We start from the raw sequence: 16,335 nt of genomic DNA on the forward strand, positions 1-16,335 counted from the left end.
CGTGGGCCGCCACCCGCCCCTGCGAAAGGCCCCTCCATGTCCGGAGCACAGCTGCGACGGCTGGCCGTGGCGGCGCTGGTCGGCGCGGCGGCGATGCTGCTGCCCGCCGCCACCGCGCACGCCGCGACCACGACCTGCGAGCCCCAGGGCTCGATCAGCGCGAACGGCGGCGAGTACACCATCCAGGCCAACGAGTGGAACTCGTCCGACCGGCAGTGCATCACCTACACCGGCGGCACCGCATGGTCGGTGAGCACCGCGAACTTCACCCTGTCCGGCGGCGCACCGGCCACGTACCCGTCGATCTACAAGGGCTGCCACTGGGGCGCCTGCACCGCCAACAGCGGCATGCCGATCCAGGTCAGCAAGATCGCCAGCTCCACGTCGTCGTGGAGCACCACGCAGCCGGCCAGCGGCGCCTACGACGTGGCCTACGACCTGTGGACCAACTCGGCGCCCACCACCGGCGGCCAGCCCGACGGCAGCGAGATCATGATCTGGCTGAACAGCCGCGGCGGCGTCTCCCCGTTCGGCGCCAAGGTCGCGTCGGCGAACATCGCCGGCCTCAACTGGGACGTGTGGACCGGGCGGCAGACGTCCTGGAACATCGTCTCCTACGTGCTGCAGGGCGGCGGCACGGCCTTCAACGGCCTGAACGTGAAGGCGCTGATCGACGACTCGGTGGCCCGCGGCGTCACCAACGCCAACCACTACCTGCTCGACGCCGAGGCCGGCTTCGAGATCTGGAAGGGCGGGCAGGGGCTGGCCACCAACAGCTTCTCCTTCAACGCCACCGCCGGCACCGGAGGCGGCGGCGGTTCCCTGCTGTCGCAGGGCCGGCCGGTGACCGCGTCGTCGCAGGAGAACGCCTCCTATCCGCCGGCCAACGCCGTCGACGGCAACACCTCGACCCGGTGGAGCAGCGCCTTCCAGGACGGGCAGTGGATCGACGTCGACCTCGGCTCGGCGCACCAGATCACCAAGGTCGTGCTGAACTGGGAAGCCGCCTATGCCAGGCAGTTCCGCGTCCAGGCGTCCAACGATCCCAGTTTCGCCACGTCGACGGATCTTTACGCCACATCGGCCGGGACCGGCGGCGTGAACACCCTGACCGTGTCCGGCAGCGGCCGCTACGTCCGCGTGCTCGGCCAGACCCGGGCCACCCCGTACGGCGTCTCGCTGTGGGAATTCCAGGTCTTCGGCAGCTGAAGTTACGGTGGTCGGGTGCGAGCAGTCGTGTACGAGTCGTTCGGCGGTCGACCGCAGGTCCGGCCGGTTCCCGATCCCCTGCCCAAGCGGGAGGGGGTGGTGATCGAGGTCCGCGCGACCGGGCTGTGCCGCAGCGACTGGCACGGCTGGCAGGGGCACGACTCCGACATCACCGAACTGCCCCACGTGCCGGGGCATGAGCTGGCCGGGGAGGTGCGCGCGGTCGGCGGCGACGTCACTCGGTGGCGGGTCGGCGACCGCGTCACCGTGCCGTTCATCTGCGCGTGCGGGCGATGCCCGTCGTGCGCCGCCGGCGATCAGCAGGTGTGCTCCCAGCAGACCCAGCCAGGTTTCACGCACTGGGGATCGTTCGCCGAGTACGTCGCCATCGACCACGCCGACGTCAATCTCGTTGCCCTGCCCGAGGAGATGACCTACGAGACCGCCGCAGCGCTCGGCTGCCGTTTCGCCACGGCGTTTCGATCCGTTGTGTCCCAAGGGCGGGTGCGTCCCGGCGAGTGGGTTGCCGTGCACGGCTGCGGCGGCGTCGGCCTCTCCGCGGTCATGATCGCCGCCGCCAGCGGCGCCCAGGTCGTCGCCGTCGACGTCAACCCCGCGGCCCTCGACCTGGCCAAGCAGTTCGGCGCCGCAGTGTGCCTGGAAGCGTGTCCAGAAGTGGTCTCCGGCGTTGTCGAGGCGACCGGCGGCGGCGCTCACCTGTCCTTGGACGCCCTCGGCCATCCCGTGACGGCCGCCAACTCGGTGTTGTCCCTACGCCGGCGCGGCCGCCACGTCCAGGTCGGCCTCCTGCCGTCGGGGCCCACTCCCCTGCCGATGGACCGGGTCATCGGCTGGGAACTGGAGATCCTCGGCAGCCACGGCATGCCCGCCCACGCCTACGGCACGATGATGGACCTTGTCGCTTCGGGGGCGTTGCGTCCGGACCGGCTGGTGGCCCGCACCATCGGGTTGGCGGAGGCGGCCGACGCGCTGGCGGAGATGGACCGGTCCACGGCCGCCGGCATGACCATGATCAAGCCGTAGGTGGCCGCCCCCTACAGCTTGTACTCGCTGGTGCCGCCCAGGCCGTGCAGCTTGTTCAGCTCCTCGGCCACCTTCTTGTACTCCCCCGCCCGGCGCGAGCCGTAGGCGTCGTCGGCGCCGGGCTTGTCGCCCAGCGGCAGGATCGGGTCGGTGACGCCGTGCTCCAGGCGGTAGACCAACAGGTTGTGGGCGGCCTTGGCCCACGGCTCGGGATTGGGCTTGGGCACCGCGCCGACGGCGCTGGTCAGCCAGGCCGGGAGCGGGTCGCCGGCGGCGATGGCGTCGTTGAGGCGCTGCTTGGCCACGACGCTGATGCGGGCCTTGGCGGCGGCGATCTGGTCCTTGTCGGGGCCGCCGCCGAGGCCGGCCTCCTCCAGTTTCTGCCGGTCGGCCTCGATCATGCGCTGGGCCGCCTCGACGGTGGCCCACTTGGCCTGGACCTGCTTGGGCGTGAGGTTGATGTAGTTGTCCCCGCCCGGCCGCCGGCTCGGCGGCTTGGCCAGCTGGGTCTGCACGTCGGCGATCCGCTTGCGCAGGGCGTTGGCCTGCTCGGCGGTCAGCTGCCGGCGCTCGGCGTCGTGTGCCTGGGCGAGGGTCTTGACGGCGTCGGCCAGGTCCTCGTTCACGTCGTCCAGCCCGGGCCGCACGCGGCCGCCGCGCTGCACGAGCGCGGCGAGTTGCTCCCTGACTTCCGTGATCTGCTGCTGGAGCTGGTCGATCGTCCCGGTCACGGGCCTACCTCGCCAACGCTCGGAACACGAAGGTCCGCGACCACGGTCGCAGTGCTGGATGGTTCCCTCGCAAGCTCGGTCACTGCTCCTCCTCAACTCGACCTGATCTTGCCGGACATCACGGCGGCGTGGGGCGCGAGTTGGCCGCCCGTTCGGGGGAAGCTGGCCGATGCGATGCTGGTGCGCGTGAGCAGGGACGCGACCGGGCTGCGCCGGGGATGGACGACCGGCGCGTGCGCGACGGCCGCCACCAAGGCCGCCTACGCGGCCCTGCTGACCGGCTCGTTCCCGGATCCGGTGGAGATCACCCTGCCCAAGGGCCAGCGGCCGGCCTTCGCCCTCGCGGTGGAGTCGCTGGCCGACGGCGCGGCGACGGCCGGCATCGTCAAGGACGCGGGCGACGACCCCGACGTCACCCACGGGGCGTTGATCCGCGCCACGGTCCGGCACGGCGACGCCGGCTCGGGCGTGGTGTTCCGGGCCGGGCCCGGCGTCGGCACCGTGACGAAGCCGGGGCTGCCGCTGGCCGTCGGCGAGCCGGCGATCAATCCCGTGCCTCGCCAGCTGATGCGGGACGTGGTGGCCGAGATCGCGGGGCAGTTCGGCGGCTCAGGGGACGTCGTGGTCGAGATCTCCGTCGACAACGGCGCGGAGATCGCCCGGCACACCTGGAATCCGCGGCTCGGCATTCTCGGCGGGCTGTCCATTCTCGGCACCACCGGCGTTGTCGTGCCGTACTCGTGCTCGGCGTGGATCGACAGCATCCGGCGCGGCATCGACGTCGCCCGCGCCGCCGGACACCGGCACGTCGCCGGCTGCACCGGCAGCACGTCCGAACGGGTGGTCACCGAGCTGTACGGGCTGCCCGAGGACGCCCTGCTCGACATGGGCGACTTCGTCGGCGCCATGCTCAAGCACCTGCGCCGGCACCCGGTGCCGCGGCTGACCATCGCCGGCGGCGTCGGCAAGCTGGCCAAGTTCGCCGACGGCCACCTCGACCTGCACTCAGGTCGTTCGCAAGTCGACCACGAGCTGCTGGCGTCGCTCGTGTCCTCCGCCGGCGGCTCCGCCGAGCTCGTCGAGGCCGTGCGGACGGCCAACACCGCCCTCGGCGCTCTGCAGCTGTGCCAACGGGACGGGCTGCCGCTGGCCGACCTGATCGCCGACCGCTGCCTGGCCACCGCCGACGAGATCCTGCGCGGCTCCGGGATCGAGGTCGACATCGTGGTGATCGATCGGGCCGGGACCGTGGTCGGTCGTTCCGGGCATCCGGCATGATCCGTCCCATGCCCAACTTCCGTGAGAAACCCGTGCTCGCCGGCGAGTCGGTGCTGCTCCGCCCGGTCATCGCCGACGACGCGGTCGCCATGCTGGAGGTGCTGGCCGACGGCGACGTGCTGCGGCTGACCGGGTCGCACGGCACCCTGTCGCCCGACGACCTGGAGCCGATGCGCCAGTGGTACGGCAGCCGCGCCGACCACGAGGACCGCCTCGACCTGGCCGCCGTCGACCGCGCCACCGGCAAGTACGTCGGTGAGGTCGTGCTCAACGAGCTGGACGTGAACAACAACTCCTGCTCGTTCCGCATCGCTCTGGGGGCGCCCGGGCAGAACCGGGGGCTGGGCACCGAGGCCACCCGGCTGGTGCTCGGCTACGCGTTCGAGCGGGTCGGGCTGCACCGGATCAGCCTGGAGGTCTACTCCTTCAACCCCCGGGCGCGGCGGGTGTACGAGAAGGTCGGCTTCCAGCACGAGGGCGTGCTGCGGGACGCGTTGCTGTGGGAGGGCGAACGCTTCGACGCGCACGTGATGTCGATCCTGGCCCCGGAATGGGCCGAGCACCGCGGCTACCCCGAGGCCGTGGCCTCACGGGAAGCGGTCTGATGCGGCCCGAGCCCTTCGACGCGCATGCCATGTCCACCTTGGCCCTGCATTGGGTGAAACACCGCACCCGCCCCAAAGCCGTCGCCTCACGGGAAGCGGTCTAGCGCAGCCCGAGTTGCCCGCGCAGCGTGTGGACGGCGGTGGCGAGTGATGGTCCGTACCAGGTCAGCACTCGCCCACTGACCAGCCGCACCCGGTCGGCGTCGAAGCACTCGGGTCCGTCGGTGGCCGTGAACACATACGGCTCGTCCGGCAGCACGATCAGGTCGGCGCCGGCCGCCCGGAGCTGGTCCAGCTCCAGCTTCGGGTACCGGTCGGGGTGCTCGGCGTAGACGTTGGCGACCCCGACCCGGGCCAGCAGGTCGGTGGCGAAGGTGCGGCTGCCGACCACCATCCACGGATCCCGCCAGATGCACACCAGCGCCGACTTCTCCGGCGCCGGGACCGGTCCGTCGAGCTGCCGGTGCGCTTCGTCCAGCCATGCCGGCGCCTCGCGGTTCAGCGCCACGGCGATCAGCCGGTCCAGCGAGGTCAGCGCGCTCTCGACGTCCTCGACAACGGTCACCCACACGGGAACGCCGGCCTGCTCGAGCCGCCGGACGTCGATCTCCCGGTTCTCCTCCTTGTTGACCACCACAAGGTCGGGCCGCAGCTCGGCGATCCGCCGCGTGTCCGGGTTCTTGGTGCCACGGACCCGCTCGACGTCGAGGTCGGCCGGGTGGGTGCACCAGTCCGTGGCGGCCACCAGCAGTTCGCGGTCGGTCGCGGCGATGGCCTCGGTCAGCGACGGCACCAGCGACACGACTCGCCGCACCTCGTCCGGCAGCGTCACCTCCCGGCCGAGGTCGTCACGTTCCGTGCGGGCCACCCGGTCAGGCTATCGTGCGCCCGTGGGCAGGACCGTGCTCGTGCTGGGCGGCACCGCCGAGGCACGCCGACTGGCGGAGACGCTGGTCGGCGGCGATGTGCCGGGCCTGCGCGTCGTCACCTCCCTGGCCGGGCGCGTGAGCAGCCCTCACCTGCCGCCGGGCGAGGTCCGGATCGGCGGCTTCGACGGCGTCGAGGGCCTGACCGCGTGGCTACGTGACGAGCGCGTGGACGCCGTCGTCGACGCCACGCATCCGTTCGCGGCCCGCATCACCGCCTCGGCCGCCACGGCGACCACGGCGCTCGGGCTGCCGTTCCTCGTGCTGCGCCGTCCCGGCTGGCAGCAGGTCGACGGCGACGACTGGCGTTGGGTCGACTCCGTGGCCGATGCCGCGGCGCTGCTGCCCACGGTCGGCACCCGGGCCCTGCTCACCGTGGGCCGCCAGGAGCTGGCGCCCTTCGTCCGTCTCAGTGATGTGTGGCTGCTCGCAAGGTCGATCGAGCAATCGAACGTGCCCATCGACGCAATCCTCGCCCGTGGTCCGTTCAGCGTCGATTCGGAGCTCGCGCTGCTGCGTGATCACCGCATCGACGTGCTCGTCACCAAGGACAGCGGCGGCGACGACGCGAAACTGGTCGCCGCCCGCCGGCTCGACATCCCCGTGGTGATCGTCCGACGACCCCCCTCACCTGCGGTTACCGTGGTGTCCACAGTGGATCAAGCCGCCAACTGGGTGATCTAGGGACACGCTACGGTTGCGTAAGCCAGCGCAGCGGGTACCCATGCCCTACGCTTCGGGCTCGCGCGGCGAACGCAGTAAGCAGGGCGGCCCCGAATTCCCTCAGCAATTGACTACGACCGTCTCAGCGTCCTCACAGGCGAGTCCGCGAACCTGGTCGTGTGCGGTGGGCTGTCGCCTACCGCCGAGTTCGGGGAGGAGATCGCCGTGCACCACGATCTCGACATCCGCTGGGACACCGCCAGCGAGCGCAACCTTCGCGCGGTCAACGCCGACGCCGTCGCCACCCGGCGCGACCCGGCCAGCGGCGAGCTGGTGTTCGCCGTCGCCGACGGCATCGGCGACACGCCGCGGTCCGCCGAGGCCGCCCGCAAGGCCGTCACCGCCGCCGTCGCCACGCCCGTCGCCCAGGGGGCCATCCAGGCGATGCTCGCCGCCCAGCAGGCCCTGCTGCTCGACGAGGACGACTGCGTGCTGATCGTGGCCATGCCCTTCACCGACCGGGTCAGCAGCGGCTACCGGATCGCCTGGGTCGGCGACTGCCGGGCGTACCTGTGGGACGACCGGACCCTGCACCAGCTCACCTCCGACCAGACCGTCGCCGCCTACCTCCGTTCCCAGCTGCGGCCCACCACGCCACGGATGGAGCACATCGTCACCAACACCGTGCGCACCACCTCCACCGACCAGATCGGCTGGACCCAGGTCCGCACCAACGGCTCGGGTTTGCTACTCGCGACCGACGGCGTGCACAAGGTCGTGCCGGCCATCGCCATGCACCGCGAGCTCACCACCTCCGCCCGCCCCGCCCAGGCCCTCACCGACGCCGCCGGCGCCCTCGGCGGCCGCGACAACGCCAGCGCCGTGGTGGTGGACTGGTCCGCCGTCCGCCGCGAGCCGCCGCCGGTCCCCCGCCTCGGCACCCCACCGCTGGTGCACCAGTAGCCCTCTCACTTCCCTCCGGAACCACTGCCACACAAGGCAATTCGCGCCGCCACATCCGCCGGGTCGGCTGAATGGCTTGGGACACCGGCAAATCCGCCGCAGCAAGGTCGTCCGATCGGAAGGCCGGCCGAGTCGGAGCCGCAGAACCTGTAGCCGCACCGGAGCGAACTCCGGCCACAACGGACCGCCCCTGGCCTTCCACCCGGGGCCCGGGACGCGGGGTGCGACTCGGGCCCCAACCCGCTACGGGACGGCAACGGCGCCGATGACCACCTGGCCCTTTGTCGGGTCCAGTTGGGATGCGGGCACGGTGTCGACAGCCTTGGCGGCGGTGGCGGGGTCGATGGCGCAGATGGCTTCCGTGCCGCCGGCGGGGCAGATGCCGAACTGGTAGCCCTGGGGAGTGGGGGCGAAGGAGCGGGCCTGGTCGGCATTGAAACCGTCCTGGCCGGTGAGGACCACGGAGAAGGTCCAGCCGGCGGTGGGGGTGCCGAAAGCGGCCTTGGGTAAGGCGACGGTGATGGTCTTGGTGTCGACGGAGGCGACGGCGGCGGTGGGGGTGCCCACCTGGTGTCCGGCGGCGTCGCCCCAGGCCGGGGAAGCGAAGCCCTGGAGTTCGATGCGTTGGGACCACGGCGAGACCTGGTAGTTGCGGGAGGGGAAAGGAGCCGCGGTGGAGGTGGGCTTGTCCGGGGTGCGGACGAAGATGTCCAGGAGCTGGGCGCCCATGGTGTTGCCGAAGGTGGGGACGAGGTTCCGAAGAGTGGTCCGAAGGTAGACGGTGTCGCCGAGGGTGACCACCTGGAACCGGGTCAGGTCGAAGGAACCGGGGGCGAAGTCGGGGGCGGTGGGGTACTGGTACGTGCCGGGCCCGTTGTCGTCGCCGGAGGGATCAGTGGTGTCCAGGACGGTGGTGCCGCCGACCAGGTCGCCGGTGACGGTGGTGTGGGCGTAGCCGGTCCGGTTGCCGGCGGCGGAAACGCCCACGGTGATGGAGTTGGAGCCGAAGCCGATGGGGACGGTCACCGAGTAGGTGCCGTCGGAACCGGCCGTGGTGCTGACGGTGGAGGCCTTGCCGGCGGTGTCGGTGTCGACGGCCTGAACGCTGACGTCGGCGTGAGGTGAAGTCGTTCCGGTCACCGAAGCGGTAGCGCCAGTTGCCGCAGCGGAGACGGTGACGCCTGCCTTGCCGGGGGCGGCATGGGAAACGTAGCGGTCGGTGGTGATGGACGGGCGGTCGAGAACATGCCCGGCGCGGAGGTCGGCGGCGAGGCGGAGGCGTTGGGCCTGGGCCCAGGTCAGCGGCGAGGCGGAGCCGGCGGCGTGGCCGTTGGCGAAGCCGATGGACGCGACGGTGGGATCGGTGCCGTAAGGGGAAGCGGGCAGGTCGGGGTTCTCCCACGCCTGCTCGGGCACCAGGCCGACGCCGGAGGCGGAGCCGAACATGCTGTCCAGCAACGACTTCGCGGTGCGGTGATCGCCGACGGACAGGGCGGACTCGGCGCGTTCACCGGACAGCACGGGCCACAGGTGCCCGGTGCCGGTGTCGGTGGTGGGCCAAGGCTGCCCCTGTCCGGTGCAGGTGCTCTGGCTGGGCTGGTAGCAGTCGCCGTAGCCGTCGGCGCTGCCGGCGGCCGCCGAAGTGCCGTAACGGTAGTAGCCGACGCCGGTGGCGGTCCGCACCGAGATCTGCTTGTCCAGCACGGCGAGCGAGGCGGTGAAGTCCTTGTCCCACGCGGGAAGCTCACCGAGCCGGACCAGTTCCTGGAAGCCGCCGTCGACCACGGCCCGCTGGTCGACGGTCGGTCCGCCGTTGCCGAGGTTGTAGCTGACGGCCGAGTTCGGATCGCCGTTCTTGGTCAGACGCACGAAGTACGACGGCGCGTACGGCCCGGAGGTGGTCACGGTCCACGACTTCACGTTGCGCTGGAAGTCGTCGGCGGCGGCGCGGTAGATCCGCGCGTCGGCGTGGTCGCCGTGCTGGTCGGCGAGCACCCCGGCGGCGACGAGGCCGGCGATCTCGGCGGCGATGGTGGACGGTGAATACCCGGACTGCTCCTCCCAGCGCTCGACGCCGAACGACGGCCCGTGCGACAGGAGATAGTCGGCGGCGGGCTTGATGTGCTGTGCCCACAAAGCATTGTCGTTCAGGCCGGTCAGCTGGGCCATCAGGATCGGGTACGCGGTCTCGTCGAGCTGGTCGCCGCCGGTGTCCGGCGCGGTCTTGCCGTTGACGAGCGAGTTCCGGGGCAGTTCGCCGGTCAGCAGCTGCTGCTTGGCGAGCAGGAAGGTGGCGATGGCCCGGGCGGTGGATTTGTCGCCCGCGGCAAGGAAGCCGGTGAACGCCTCGTAGGCGTCGCGGGCGAACACCTCGCGGTAGGAACCGAAGTACGTCGGCTTGTCGGCCTTCACCGCCTGACCCCACGGACTGGCCAGCGAGGCGACGACCGCACCGGGGAACGTCTTGTCCTCGCTGGCCTTCAGCACGTTGGCGTCCAGCGGCAGGGTGCCGTGAACGAGGCTCGAGTCGTAGTCCCGCCAGCCGTCGGCGTAGTCGTCCCGCATCCGGTCGAACCACGAGTGGGCGGACGCACGGGCCGTGCCGACGGCCTGGGCCTGGCTGCGGCCGAAGCCGAGGGCGAGCGTGAACTCCCGGCCGGTCACGTCCTCGGTGGCGGTGACGTGGCCGTTGGTGGCCGTCGAATAGCGAGTGAGGGAGCGGTTGGCGTCGAGCTGGGTCAGGCCGTCGCTGGCCGTGCCGGCATAGCCCACGGTCGCCGATCTCGTTGTGGTGCCGGCAAGTGCCATGAAGGTCGGCACGGCGTAGTCGCGGTTGGTGGCCTGGCTGACGGTGTCGGTGTCGTAGAGCACCGGCACGTCACCGGCGACCACGGCGCTGTCCCCGCTGTTGCCGTTCACGTGCCCGTCGAGGCGGGCGTACACGTGCAGGTTCGGCGGGCCGTCGACGGTGGTGTGCATGACCACCGAGTCACGGGCCGGGTCGGTGATGTACGTCGTGGTGAGCCGGTATCGGTGCTTGGCGCTGGTCGACGTGACCGTGCAGACCATGCCGGTGTTGTCGGCGCGGACGGTGTAGGTGGTGTCCCTGGTCTGCAGGTCGGTGAACGTGCGGCCGTCGGTCACGACGTACTGCAGGGTGCCGACGTTGGTGTTGTCGATCGTCGGCGAGTACACGTCCGACAGGACGCCGTCCGCGACCGTGTACCAGACCTTCGATCTTGTGTTCCGGGCCGTGCCCAGACAGTCCTTCCGCCCGGTGTCGAAGTACGCCGTCACACCGGGCGCGCCTGGCGTCACCGGGTCGGCCGTCGCCGGTACCGCCGTTGCCACCAGAGACGCCAGGATCACCGGTGTCAGTCCCCGCAGCATGTGTTGCCCCCTTGCCGTTGGATCGGCCATCGGAACGACCATAGCGAGGGTTCACTTCAATTGGCACTGAAGCTATCGTGCCTTGAGAAGAGGAAGCAGGGCACGGGTCGCCGCGGTGATGGACGCCGCCTCGTCGGCGGCGTTTGTGCTGCTGGGAGCGCTGCTGAGGATGACTACCACATAACGCTGGCCGCTGCCGACGAGTCCGGTCGTGTGCAGGACTCGATCAGGCCGGCAGCATCCCCAGCCCTGTTTCACCCACCAGTCGCCGACGCCCAGGGATGGGATGCCGAAGGACTGGTCGAAGCCGTCCGCGGCGGTCGCCGGGGCGTGGTGGAGGGCGTTGACGATCGTCTGCTGCCCCGCCGACTCCAGGTACCTGTAGATCCGCACCACGTCGTCGGCGGTGGTCGTCGTGTCGCCCCAGCGGGCGGAGTCCTGGGGCGCAGTCGTGTGCTGCAGATGGAGTTCCGCGGCGAGACTCGTGACGATCTTCGGGCCGCCACCGCTCGCCCAGAGCGCGTTCGCGATGGAATCGTCGCTGCGGGCCAGCATTTGCGTGACCTTCGCGACGGAGCCGGTGTGGTGCCTCAGGGCGTCGATGGCGATCAACAACTTTACGACGGATTCCGCCGGGAAAGGCCGGTCCGCGCCGGACGCGAGCAGCGTACTGTCGGCCGTGCGGTCGTAGACCTCCATGCCCAGCGTCGCCTGCGGCGCGGCCTGCTGCGCCGCCGACGCGACGTCCCCGATCAGGCCCCTGATCAACACGAACACGCACACCACCGCCGCCACCACCGCGAACCACAGCGGCACCGACCCCCGATTCCCCAGCCTCATGTAGAAGAAGGTGTTCGATCACGGCCATCGGTTGCAATCAGCGAGGTCACAGCTGTATTTCGACGGGATGTGAACCGCGGCCGGCAGCACCGCGTATCGACTCCTGACGCCCCTGCGAAGGAGACACCGGCGAAGTGAAGAACCCGTACAAGCACGTGCTCGGCGCGCTCGGCGTGACCTTGGCGGTCATCAGCCTCACCCCGGCCTCGGCCCAGGCGGATCCCCCGACCAACGCCAACGACGCCCTGGCCCAGCTGCACGACGCGAGCCAGAAGCAGGAATCGCTCGGCGAGCAGTACAACGCGGCGCAGCTGACCTACCAGGCCCGGCAGGCCGACGCGCAGAAGGCGAACGCTGAGCTGGCCGCCGACCAGCAGGCCGAGAAGCAGGCCCAGGCCGACGAGGACCGCTACCGCGCGGACGTGGACCGGTGGGTGTCGGCCACCACCGAGGGCGCGGACCTGAGCAGCATGTCGGCCCTGCTCACCGGCCAGTCCCCCAGCGACTTCCTGGACCGTGCCTGGATGCTGCAGGAAGTCAGCAAGTTCAACGGCGACGCGATGGACGGCCTGAGCCGGTCGCTGGACAAGGCCAGCGCGGCGAGCAAGCAGGCGCAGCAGGCCCAGAAGAAGGCCGACGACGCGGCGGCGCAGGCCAAGCAGGTCGCCGACGGCCTGCAGGCGCAGAAGGACGCCGCGACGAAGGCCCAGCAGGCCGCGCAGGAGGCGTACAACCGGCTGACCGGCGCGCAGAAGACGGCGCTGAAGTCCGACAAGGGCCTCCCGTTCGACACCAGCAACGTGCCGGCGGGCGCGGCGGGCATCGCCGTCAAGGCGGCGTTGGGGCAGGTCGGCACGCCGTACGTCTACGGCGGCAACACGCCGGGCGTCGGTCTCGACTGCTCCTCGCTGGTGCAGTACGCCTACCGGCAGGCCGGCGTGAGCCTGCCGCGCGTCACCACGGAGCAGGTCCAGGTCGGCCGGTACGTGGCGAAGGCCGACATGATCCCCGGCGACCTGCTGTTCTTCGGCACCGCGAGCAACGTCCACCACGTCGCGATGTACATCGGCAACGGCAACATCGTGCACGCCCCGGACGTCGGCCAGGTCGTCAAGGTGGTGCCGATCAGCGGCGGCGGCAGCGACTACTACACCTCGCGGCGCATCGTCGGCTGAGGCCCGTCGGTTCCCATGTTCAACTGCGCCGTTCTCACTGATCCTGCGCCTACCTTGCGCCTGCGCGAGATCAGTGAGAACGGCGGTCTCAACTCATGCGCCGCCGCGCTGCGGTCAGACGGCCTCCAGGACGAAGAACAGGAAGCTCAGGAAGGCCCCTGAGGGAAACCTCGCCATCTCGTCGGGAAAGAGTTCGCGGGCATCCGGCGCCGGGGGCGGCTCGCTGATGACGGCCGTGCGGAAGCCGGCCGCGGTGAAGGCGTCGGTCATCGCATGCAGCGGCCGGTGCCAGTAGGTGAGCACGGCCTTCTGGCCGTTGAAGGTGTACTCGTCGGACCACTTACTGGTCGCGAAGTAGTCGGCCTCGCGGTACACCATTTTGAAGATGATGGGGTGGTTGACGACCACGATCAGACGGCCGCCGGGCTTCAGCACCCGCCGCAATTCGGCCAGTGGTGCCGTCCAGTCCTTCAGGTAGTGCAGGACCAGGGAGGCGATGACATCGTCGAACGCGCCGTCGGGGTACGGCAGCGGACCGGCTATGTCGGCGACCCGCAGGTCCACGTCGGCGCCGAGCCGCTGCCGGGCCAGCTCCACCATCTTGGCGCTGAAGTCGAAGCCGGCCACGACGGCGCCCCGGTCGCGTAGCGCCGCGGACACCGCGCCGGCACCGCAGCCGGCGTCGAGAATGCGCCGACCGGCCACCTCACCGGCCAAGTTCACGATCGCGGGTCGTGCGTAGTAGGCGTTGATGAGGCTGGTCTCGTTCTCGACCGTGTACGCCTCGGCGAAGCTGTCGTAGTCGTTTTCCACAGCGACGTCGGCGGCTTCGGCAGAACTCTCGGGATCGGCAGGCATCTTCCCATACTGCCGACTGATCAATCAGCGAGTGGCCGCCTACCGCGATGGCGGCGAGCCCGCTCTGGTTGGCGATCGCCGCCGCCGCTGGTGATCCCGGAGGCCGCGTCCGCCGTGCGGCTACCGCTTCCGGACGGCGTAGGTCAGGTGCGTCACCCTCGGGGCAGGCTCCGCATGGACCGGCTCCAGGGCCACGCGGCTCGCGTCCACGCCTTCGAACAGGCGGATTCCGGCGCCGAACAGCACGGGCGACAGCGCGATCGAGAACTCGTCGACCAGGCCGGCGTTGACGTACTCGAGGATCGTCGCGCCGCCGCCCGCGATGCGGACGTCGCGGTCGCCGGCGGCCTCGCGGGCCTGGTCGAGCGCGGACCCGATGCCGTCGTTGACGAAGTGGAAGGTGGTCCCGCCCGGCCGCTCCCAGGGGTCACGCTTCTCGTGCGTCACGACGAAGACCGGCGTGTGGAACGGCGCCTCCTCCGGCCAGGCGTGCTCGCCGGCGTCGAACATGCGCTTGCCCATGACGCTCGCGCCGGTGCGCTCGAACGTCTCCCGCAGGATGTCGTTGTCGCGCCCCTCCTCGCCGCCCGCGCCCAACTTCAGGTTCTCCCGGAAGAACCGCTGCGGGAAGACCCACTGCTGTAGTTCCATCCACTGCTGCCCCATCAAGTCCGCCGTGGACTCGGGCGCGATGAACCCGTCCAGCGACATCGACACGCTGAAGAACACCGTCCCGGCCATCAGCGCTGCGCTCCCTTCCGAACGATCTCGGTGACGTAGGCAGCCAGGTTGCTCAGGGTCTGCTGGCCGCCCTCGATCGCGTGGTACTTCTCGACCGCCTCGTCGCGCAGTTGCCTGGTGGGGAACACCGTGTGCATCTCGATGCGGGTCGCGGCGCCGTCGGGCTCGAACGTCAGGACCGACTCGAAGGCGTTCGGGTCGCCGCGGGACTCACCGTGCAGCAACGCGATCCGCTCCGGCGGGGCGATCTCGGTCCAGGTGATCCACTCGGTGTAGTCCGTCCCGTCCGGCCCGTGCATCACGAAGTCCCACTCCCCGCCGACGCGGAACTCGAAGGACTGCGTCGTCGTGGTGAACCCGTCCGGTCCCCACCACCGCGACAGGTGCCGGACCTCGGTGAACGCCTCGAACACCAACTCCCGTGGGGCGTCGATGACCCGGGAGATGACGATCTCGCGGTCGGCCGTCGCGCTCATCAGCTACTCCTCCTGCCTTGCCTGCTTCAGGTCCCGCACGTATGCGTCCAGCCGGTCGAAGCTCTCGTTCCAGAACCGCTCGAACCCGCCGGTCCACTCGTGGACCGGCCGCAGCCCGCGGGCGTCGAGGCCGTACAGGCGCTGCTTGCCCGCCTTGCGGTCCCGCACCAGCCCGACCTCCCGGAGCACCCGCAGGTGCTTGGACGCCCCCGGCTGGGTCATCCCCAGCTCCCGGGCCAGCTCGGTCACCGGTCGCTCACCCGCCCGCAGCAGCACCAGGATCTCCCGGCGCTGCGGCTCGGCGATCGCGTTGAAGACGTCCGACGTCGTCGCTGCCCGTGCCATGGCCGCAATCATATGCCCATATCGGTATGCGTCAAGCCGGGCCGCCCTGTGCTTGTATTGATCATGGCGGTGACGAATCCCTGGCTGGCGGGCCCGGCCCCCACGCGCCGACTCGACCGGGAGCGGCTCGAGGAGCGCATCCTCAACCTGCTGTCCTCGCAGAACATGTGCGTGCTGGCCACCAGCGGCCCGGACGGACCGCTGGCCACGCCGGTGCGCTACTACCACCTCGACCTGGCCCTGATGTTCACGGCGATGCCGACATCGCCGAAGATGCGCAACATCGCCGCCGATCCCCGGGTGTCGATCGGCGTGTTCGCGCCGCTGGTCGGCCAGGCGAGCAGCCGGGGCGCGCAGGTCTTCGGCCGGGCCCGGGTGCTGGCGGACGATCACCCCGAGTTCCCGCACTACTGGTCGGCCTTCCGGTGGCAGTCCGACCATGTGGAGCGGTCACGGTCACTGGACGAGCCGCCGACCGGGCCGCTGGTCGTCGTGGCGGCGGACCGGATCGTCTACACGGAGCACTGGCTGCGCCGTGACGGCTACGCCCCACGCCAGTTCTGGACGGCCAAGTAGCCTCAACACGTGGCGATCCTGCTGTTCAACGATGCCCCGATCCGCACGGCGGTGCCCGGGGACGAGGACGTCGTGCTCGACCTGCTGGCGGGCGCGGCGTCGTGGCTGCGCGGGCGGGGCATCGAGCAGTGGCCGGAACGCTTCCCGATGGAGTCGGTACGGGACCAGATCGCTGCGGGAGAAGCGCTGCTGGTGGGCGATCCCGCGGTGGCGTCGGTCGTGGTGACGGACAGCGAGCCGGAGCTGTGGGGCGACAACGCGGTGCCGGCGTACTACATCTCACGGCTCGTCGTCGCCCGGGAGGCGGCGGGGCGCGGCCTGGGCTACCGGATCCTGGACTGGGTGCAGGCGGCGGCGTTCGCGAAGGGCTGGCGGTACGTGCGCTTGGCGGCGTCGAAGGACAACCCGGGGCTGCGCCGCTACTACGAGAAGGCCGGCTTCATGCACGTCGGTGACCCCGAGGACGCGCGCTGGCCGACCAGCCTGTACGAGCGTTACCGCTGAATCGGAGGGGA

The 16,335-nt window shown here is 70.6% G+C and carries 17 protein-coding genes; 9 read left to right on the forward strand and 8 right to left on the reverse strand.

The genetic code is table 11. From position 1 onward, the window contains the following. Positions 1 to 36: 36 nt before the first annotated feature. Together BJ998_RS02075 and BJ998_RS02080 are read left to right on the forward strand one after the other, a co-directional pair. Complete coding sequence (locus BJ998_RS02075; RefSeq protein ID WP_184857966.1) at positions 37 to 1,209, forward strand: GH12 family glycosyl hydrolase domain-containing protein; 1,173 nt, start codon at positions 37 to 39, stop codon at positions 1,207 to 1,209. 15 nt (positions 1,210 to 1,224) lie between these two features. Next, positions 1,225 to 2,253, forward strand: a complete 1,029-nt coding sequence (locus BJ998_RS02080) for a zinc-dependent alcohol dehydrogenase family protein (protein WP_184857968.1) — start codon at positions 1,225 to 1,227, stop codon at positions 2,251 to 2,253. An 11-nt stretch (positions 2,254 to 2,264) separates the two neighbouring features. Here BJ998_RS02080 and BJ998_RS02085 read toward each other — a convergent pair whose 3' ends face one another. After that, a complete protein-coding gene (locus BJ998_RS02085) occupies positions 2,265 to 2,984 on the reverse strand; it encodes a BAR domain-containing protein (protein WP_184857970.1) in 720 nt (239 codons plus the stop codon). Between the two features lie 174 nt (positions 2,985 to 3,158). Here BJ998_RS02085 and BJ998_RS02090 point away from each other — a divergent pair, with 174 nt between their 5' ends. After that, positions 3,159 to 4,262, forward strand: coding sequence for a cobalt-precorrin-5B (C(1))-methyltransferase (locus BJ998_RS02090; protein ID WP_184868363.1), 1,104 nt, complete (start codon positions 3,159 to 3,161; stop codon positions 4,260 to 4,262). 8 nt (positions 4,263 to 4,270) lie between these two features. Continuing rightward, positions 4,271 to 4,867: a GNAT family N-acetyltransferase gene (locus BJ998_RS02095; RefSeq protein WP_184857972.1), complete on the forward strand. Its 597-nt coding sequence runs from the start codon at positions 4,271 to 4,273 to the stop codon at positions 4,865 to 4,867. Between the two features lie 100 nt (positions 4,868 to 4,967). Here BJ998_RS02095 and BJ998_RS02100 read toward each other — a convergent pair whose 3' ends face one another. Beyond that, positions 4,968 to 5,735 carry a helical backbone metal receptor gene (locus BJ998_RS02100; protein ID WP_184857974.1) on the reverse strand — a complete coding sequence of 256 codons (768 nt, stop codon included), beginning with the start codon at positions 5,733 to 5,735 and terminating at the stop codon, positions 4,968 to 4,970. A 22-nt stretch (positions 5,736 to 5,757) separates the two neighbouring features. Between BJ998_RS02100 and BJ998_RS02105 the strand changes: the two genes are divergently transcribed. Next, positions 5,758 to 6,477: a cobalt-precorrin-6A reductase gene (locus BJ998_RS02105; protein WP_312889874.1), complete on the forward strand. Its 720-nt coding sequence runs from the start codon at positions 5,758 to 5,760 to the stop codon at positions 6,475 to 6,477. Between the two features lie 204 nt (positions 6,478 to 6,681). Next, complete coding sequence (locus BJ998_RS02110) at positions 6,682 to 7,419, forward strand: PP2C family protein-serine/threonine phosphatase (protein WP_312889875.1); 738 nt, start codon at positions 6,682 to 6,684, stop codon at positions 7,417 to 7,419. A gap of 243 nt (positions 7,420 to 7,662) precedes the next feature. Here the strand turns inward: BJ998_RS02110 and BJ998_RS02115 are convergent, their stop codons facing one another. Both BJ998_RS02115 and BJ998_RS02120 read right to left on the reverse strand, forming a co-directional pair. Next, positions 7,663 to 10,809: a glucodextranase DOMON-like domain-containing protein gene (locus BJ998_RS02115; protein ID WP_184857978.1), complete on the reverse strand. Its 3,147-nt coding sequence runs from the start codon at positions 10,807 to 10,809 to the stop codon at positions 7,663 to 7,665. 72 nt (positions 10,810 to 10,881) lie between these two features. Beyond that, the gene (locus BJ998_RS02120) at positions 10,882 to 11,649 is read right to left on the reverse strand and encodes a serine hydrolase (RefSeq protein ID WP_184857980.1); all 768 of its coding nucleotides are present in this window, start codon (positions 11,647 to 11,649) and stop codon (positions 10,882 to 10,884) included. Between the two features lie 134 nt (positions 11,650 to 11,783). Here BJ998_RS02120 and BJ998_RS48960 point away from each other — a divergent pair, with 134 nt between their 5' ends. Then, a complete protein-coding gene (locus BJ998_RS48960; protein WP_184857982.1) occupies positions 11,784 to 12,824 on the forward strand; it encodes a C40 family peptidase in 1,041 nt (346 codons plus the stop codon). Positions 12,825 to 12,938: 114 nt separating this feature from the next. Here BJ998_RS48960 and BJ998_RS02130 read toward each other — a convergent pair whose 3' ends face one another. From BJ998_RS02130 to BJ998_RS02145, 4 genes are all read right to left on the reverse strand, one after another. Further along, a complete protein-coding gene (locus BJ998_RS02130; RefSeq protein WP_184857984.1) occupies positions 12,939 to 13,682 on the reverse strand; it encodes a class I SAM-dependent methyltransferase in 744 nt (247 codons plus the stop codon). Positions 13,683 to 13,802: 120 nt separating this feature from the next. After that, complete coding sequence (locus BJ998_RS02135) at positions 13,803 to 14,423, reverse strand: dihydrofolate reductase family protein (protein ID WP_184857986.1); 621 nt, start codon at positions 14,421 to 14,423, stop codon at positions 13,803 to 13,805. After that, positions 14,423 to 14,899 (reverse strand): SRPBCC family protein, encoded by a 477-nt coding sequence (locus BJ998_RS02140; RefSeq protein WP_184857988.1) that lies wholly within the window; start codon positions 14,897 to 14,899, stop codon positions 14,423 to 14,425. Before BJ998_RS02140 ends, BJ998_RS02135 begins: the two co-directional genes overlap by 1 nt. A 3-nt stretch (positions 14,900 to 14,902) precedes the next feature. Then, positions 14,903 to 15,244 carry an ArsR/SmtB family transcription factor gene (locus BJ998_RS02145; protein ID WP_184857990.1) on the reverse strand — a complete coding sequence of 114 codons (342 nt, stop codon included), beginning with the start codon at positions 15,242 to 15,244 and terminating at the stop codon, positions 14,903 to 14,905. 69 nt (positions 15,245 to 15,313) lie between these two features. Between BJ998_RS02145 and BJ998_RS02150 the strand changes: the two genes are divergently transcribed. Next, the gene (locus BJ998_RS02150) at positions 15,314 to 15,820 is read left to right on the forward strand and encodes a pyridoxamine 5'-phosphate oxidase family protein (RefSeq protein WP_221337847.1); all 507 of its coding nucleotides are present in this window, start codon (positions 15,314 to 15,316) and stop codon (positions 15,818 to 15,820) included. Positions 15,821 to 15,829: 9 nt separating this feature from the next. After that, on the forward strand, positions 15,830 to 16,324 hold the full coding sequence (locus tag BJ998_RS02155; protein ID WP_184857994.1) for a GNAT family N-acetyltransferase: 495 nt from the start codon (positions 15,830 to 15,832) through the stop codon (positions 16,322 to 16,324). Positions 16,325 to 16,335: the final 11 nt, after the last annotated feature.

Origin of the sequence: Kutzneria kofuensis (genome assembly GCF_014203355.1) — a bacterium.
GTDB classification, from domain to species: Bacteria; Actinomycetota; Actinomycetes; order Mycobacteriales; family Pseudonocardiaceae; genus Kutzneria; species Kutzneria kofuensis.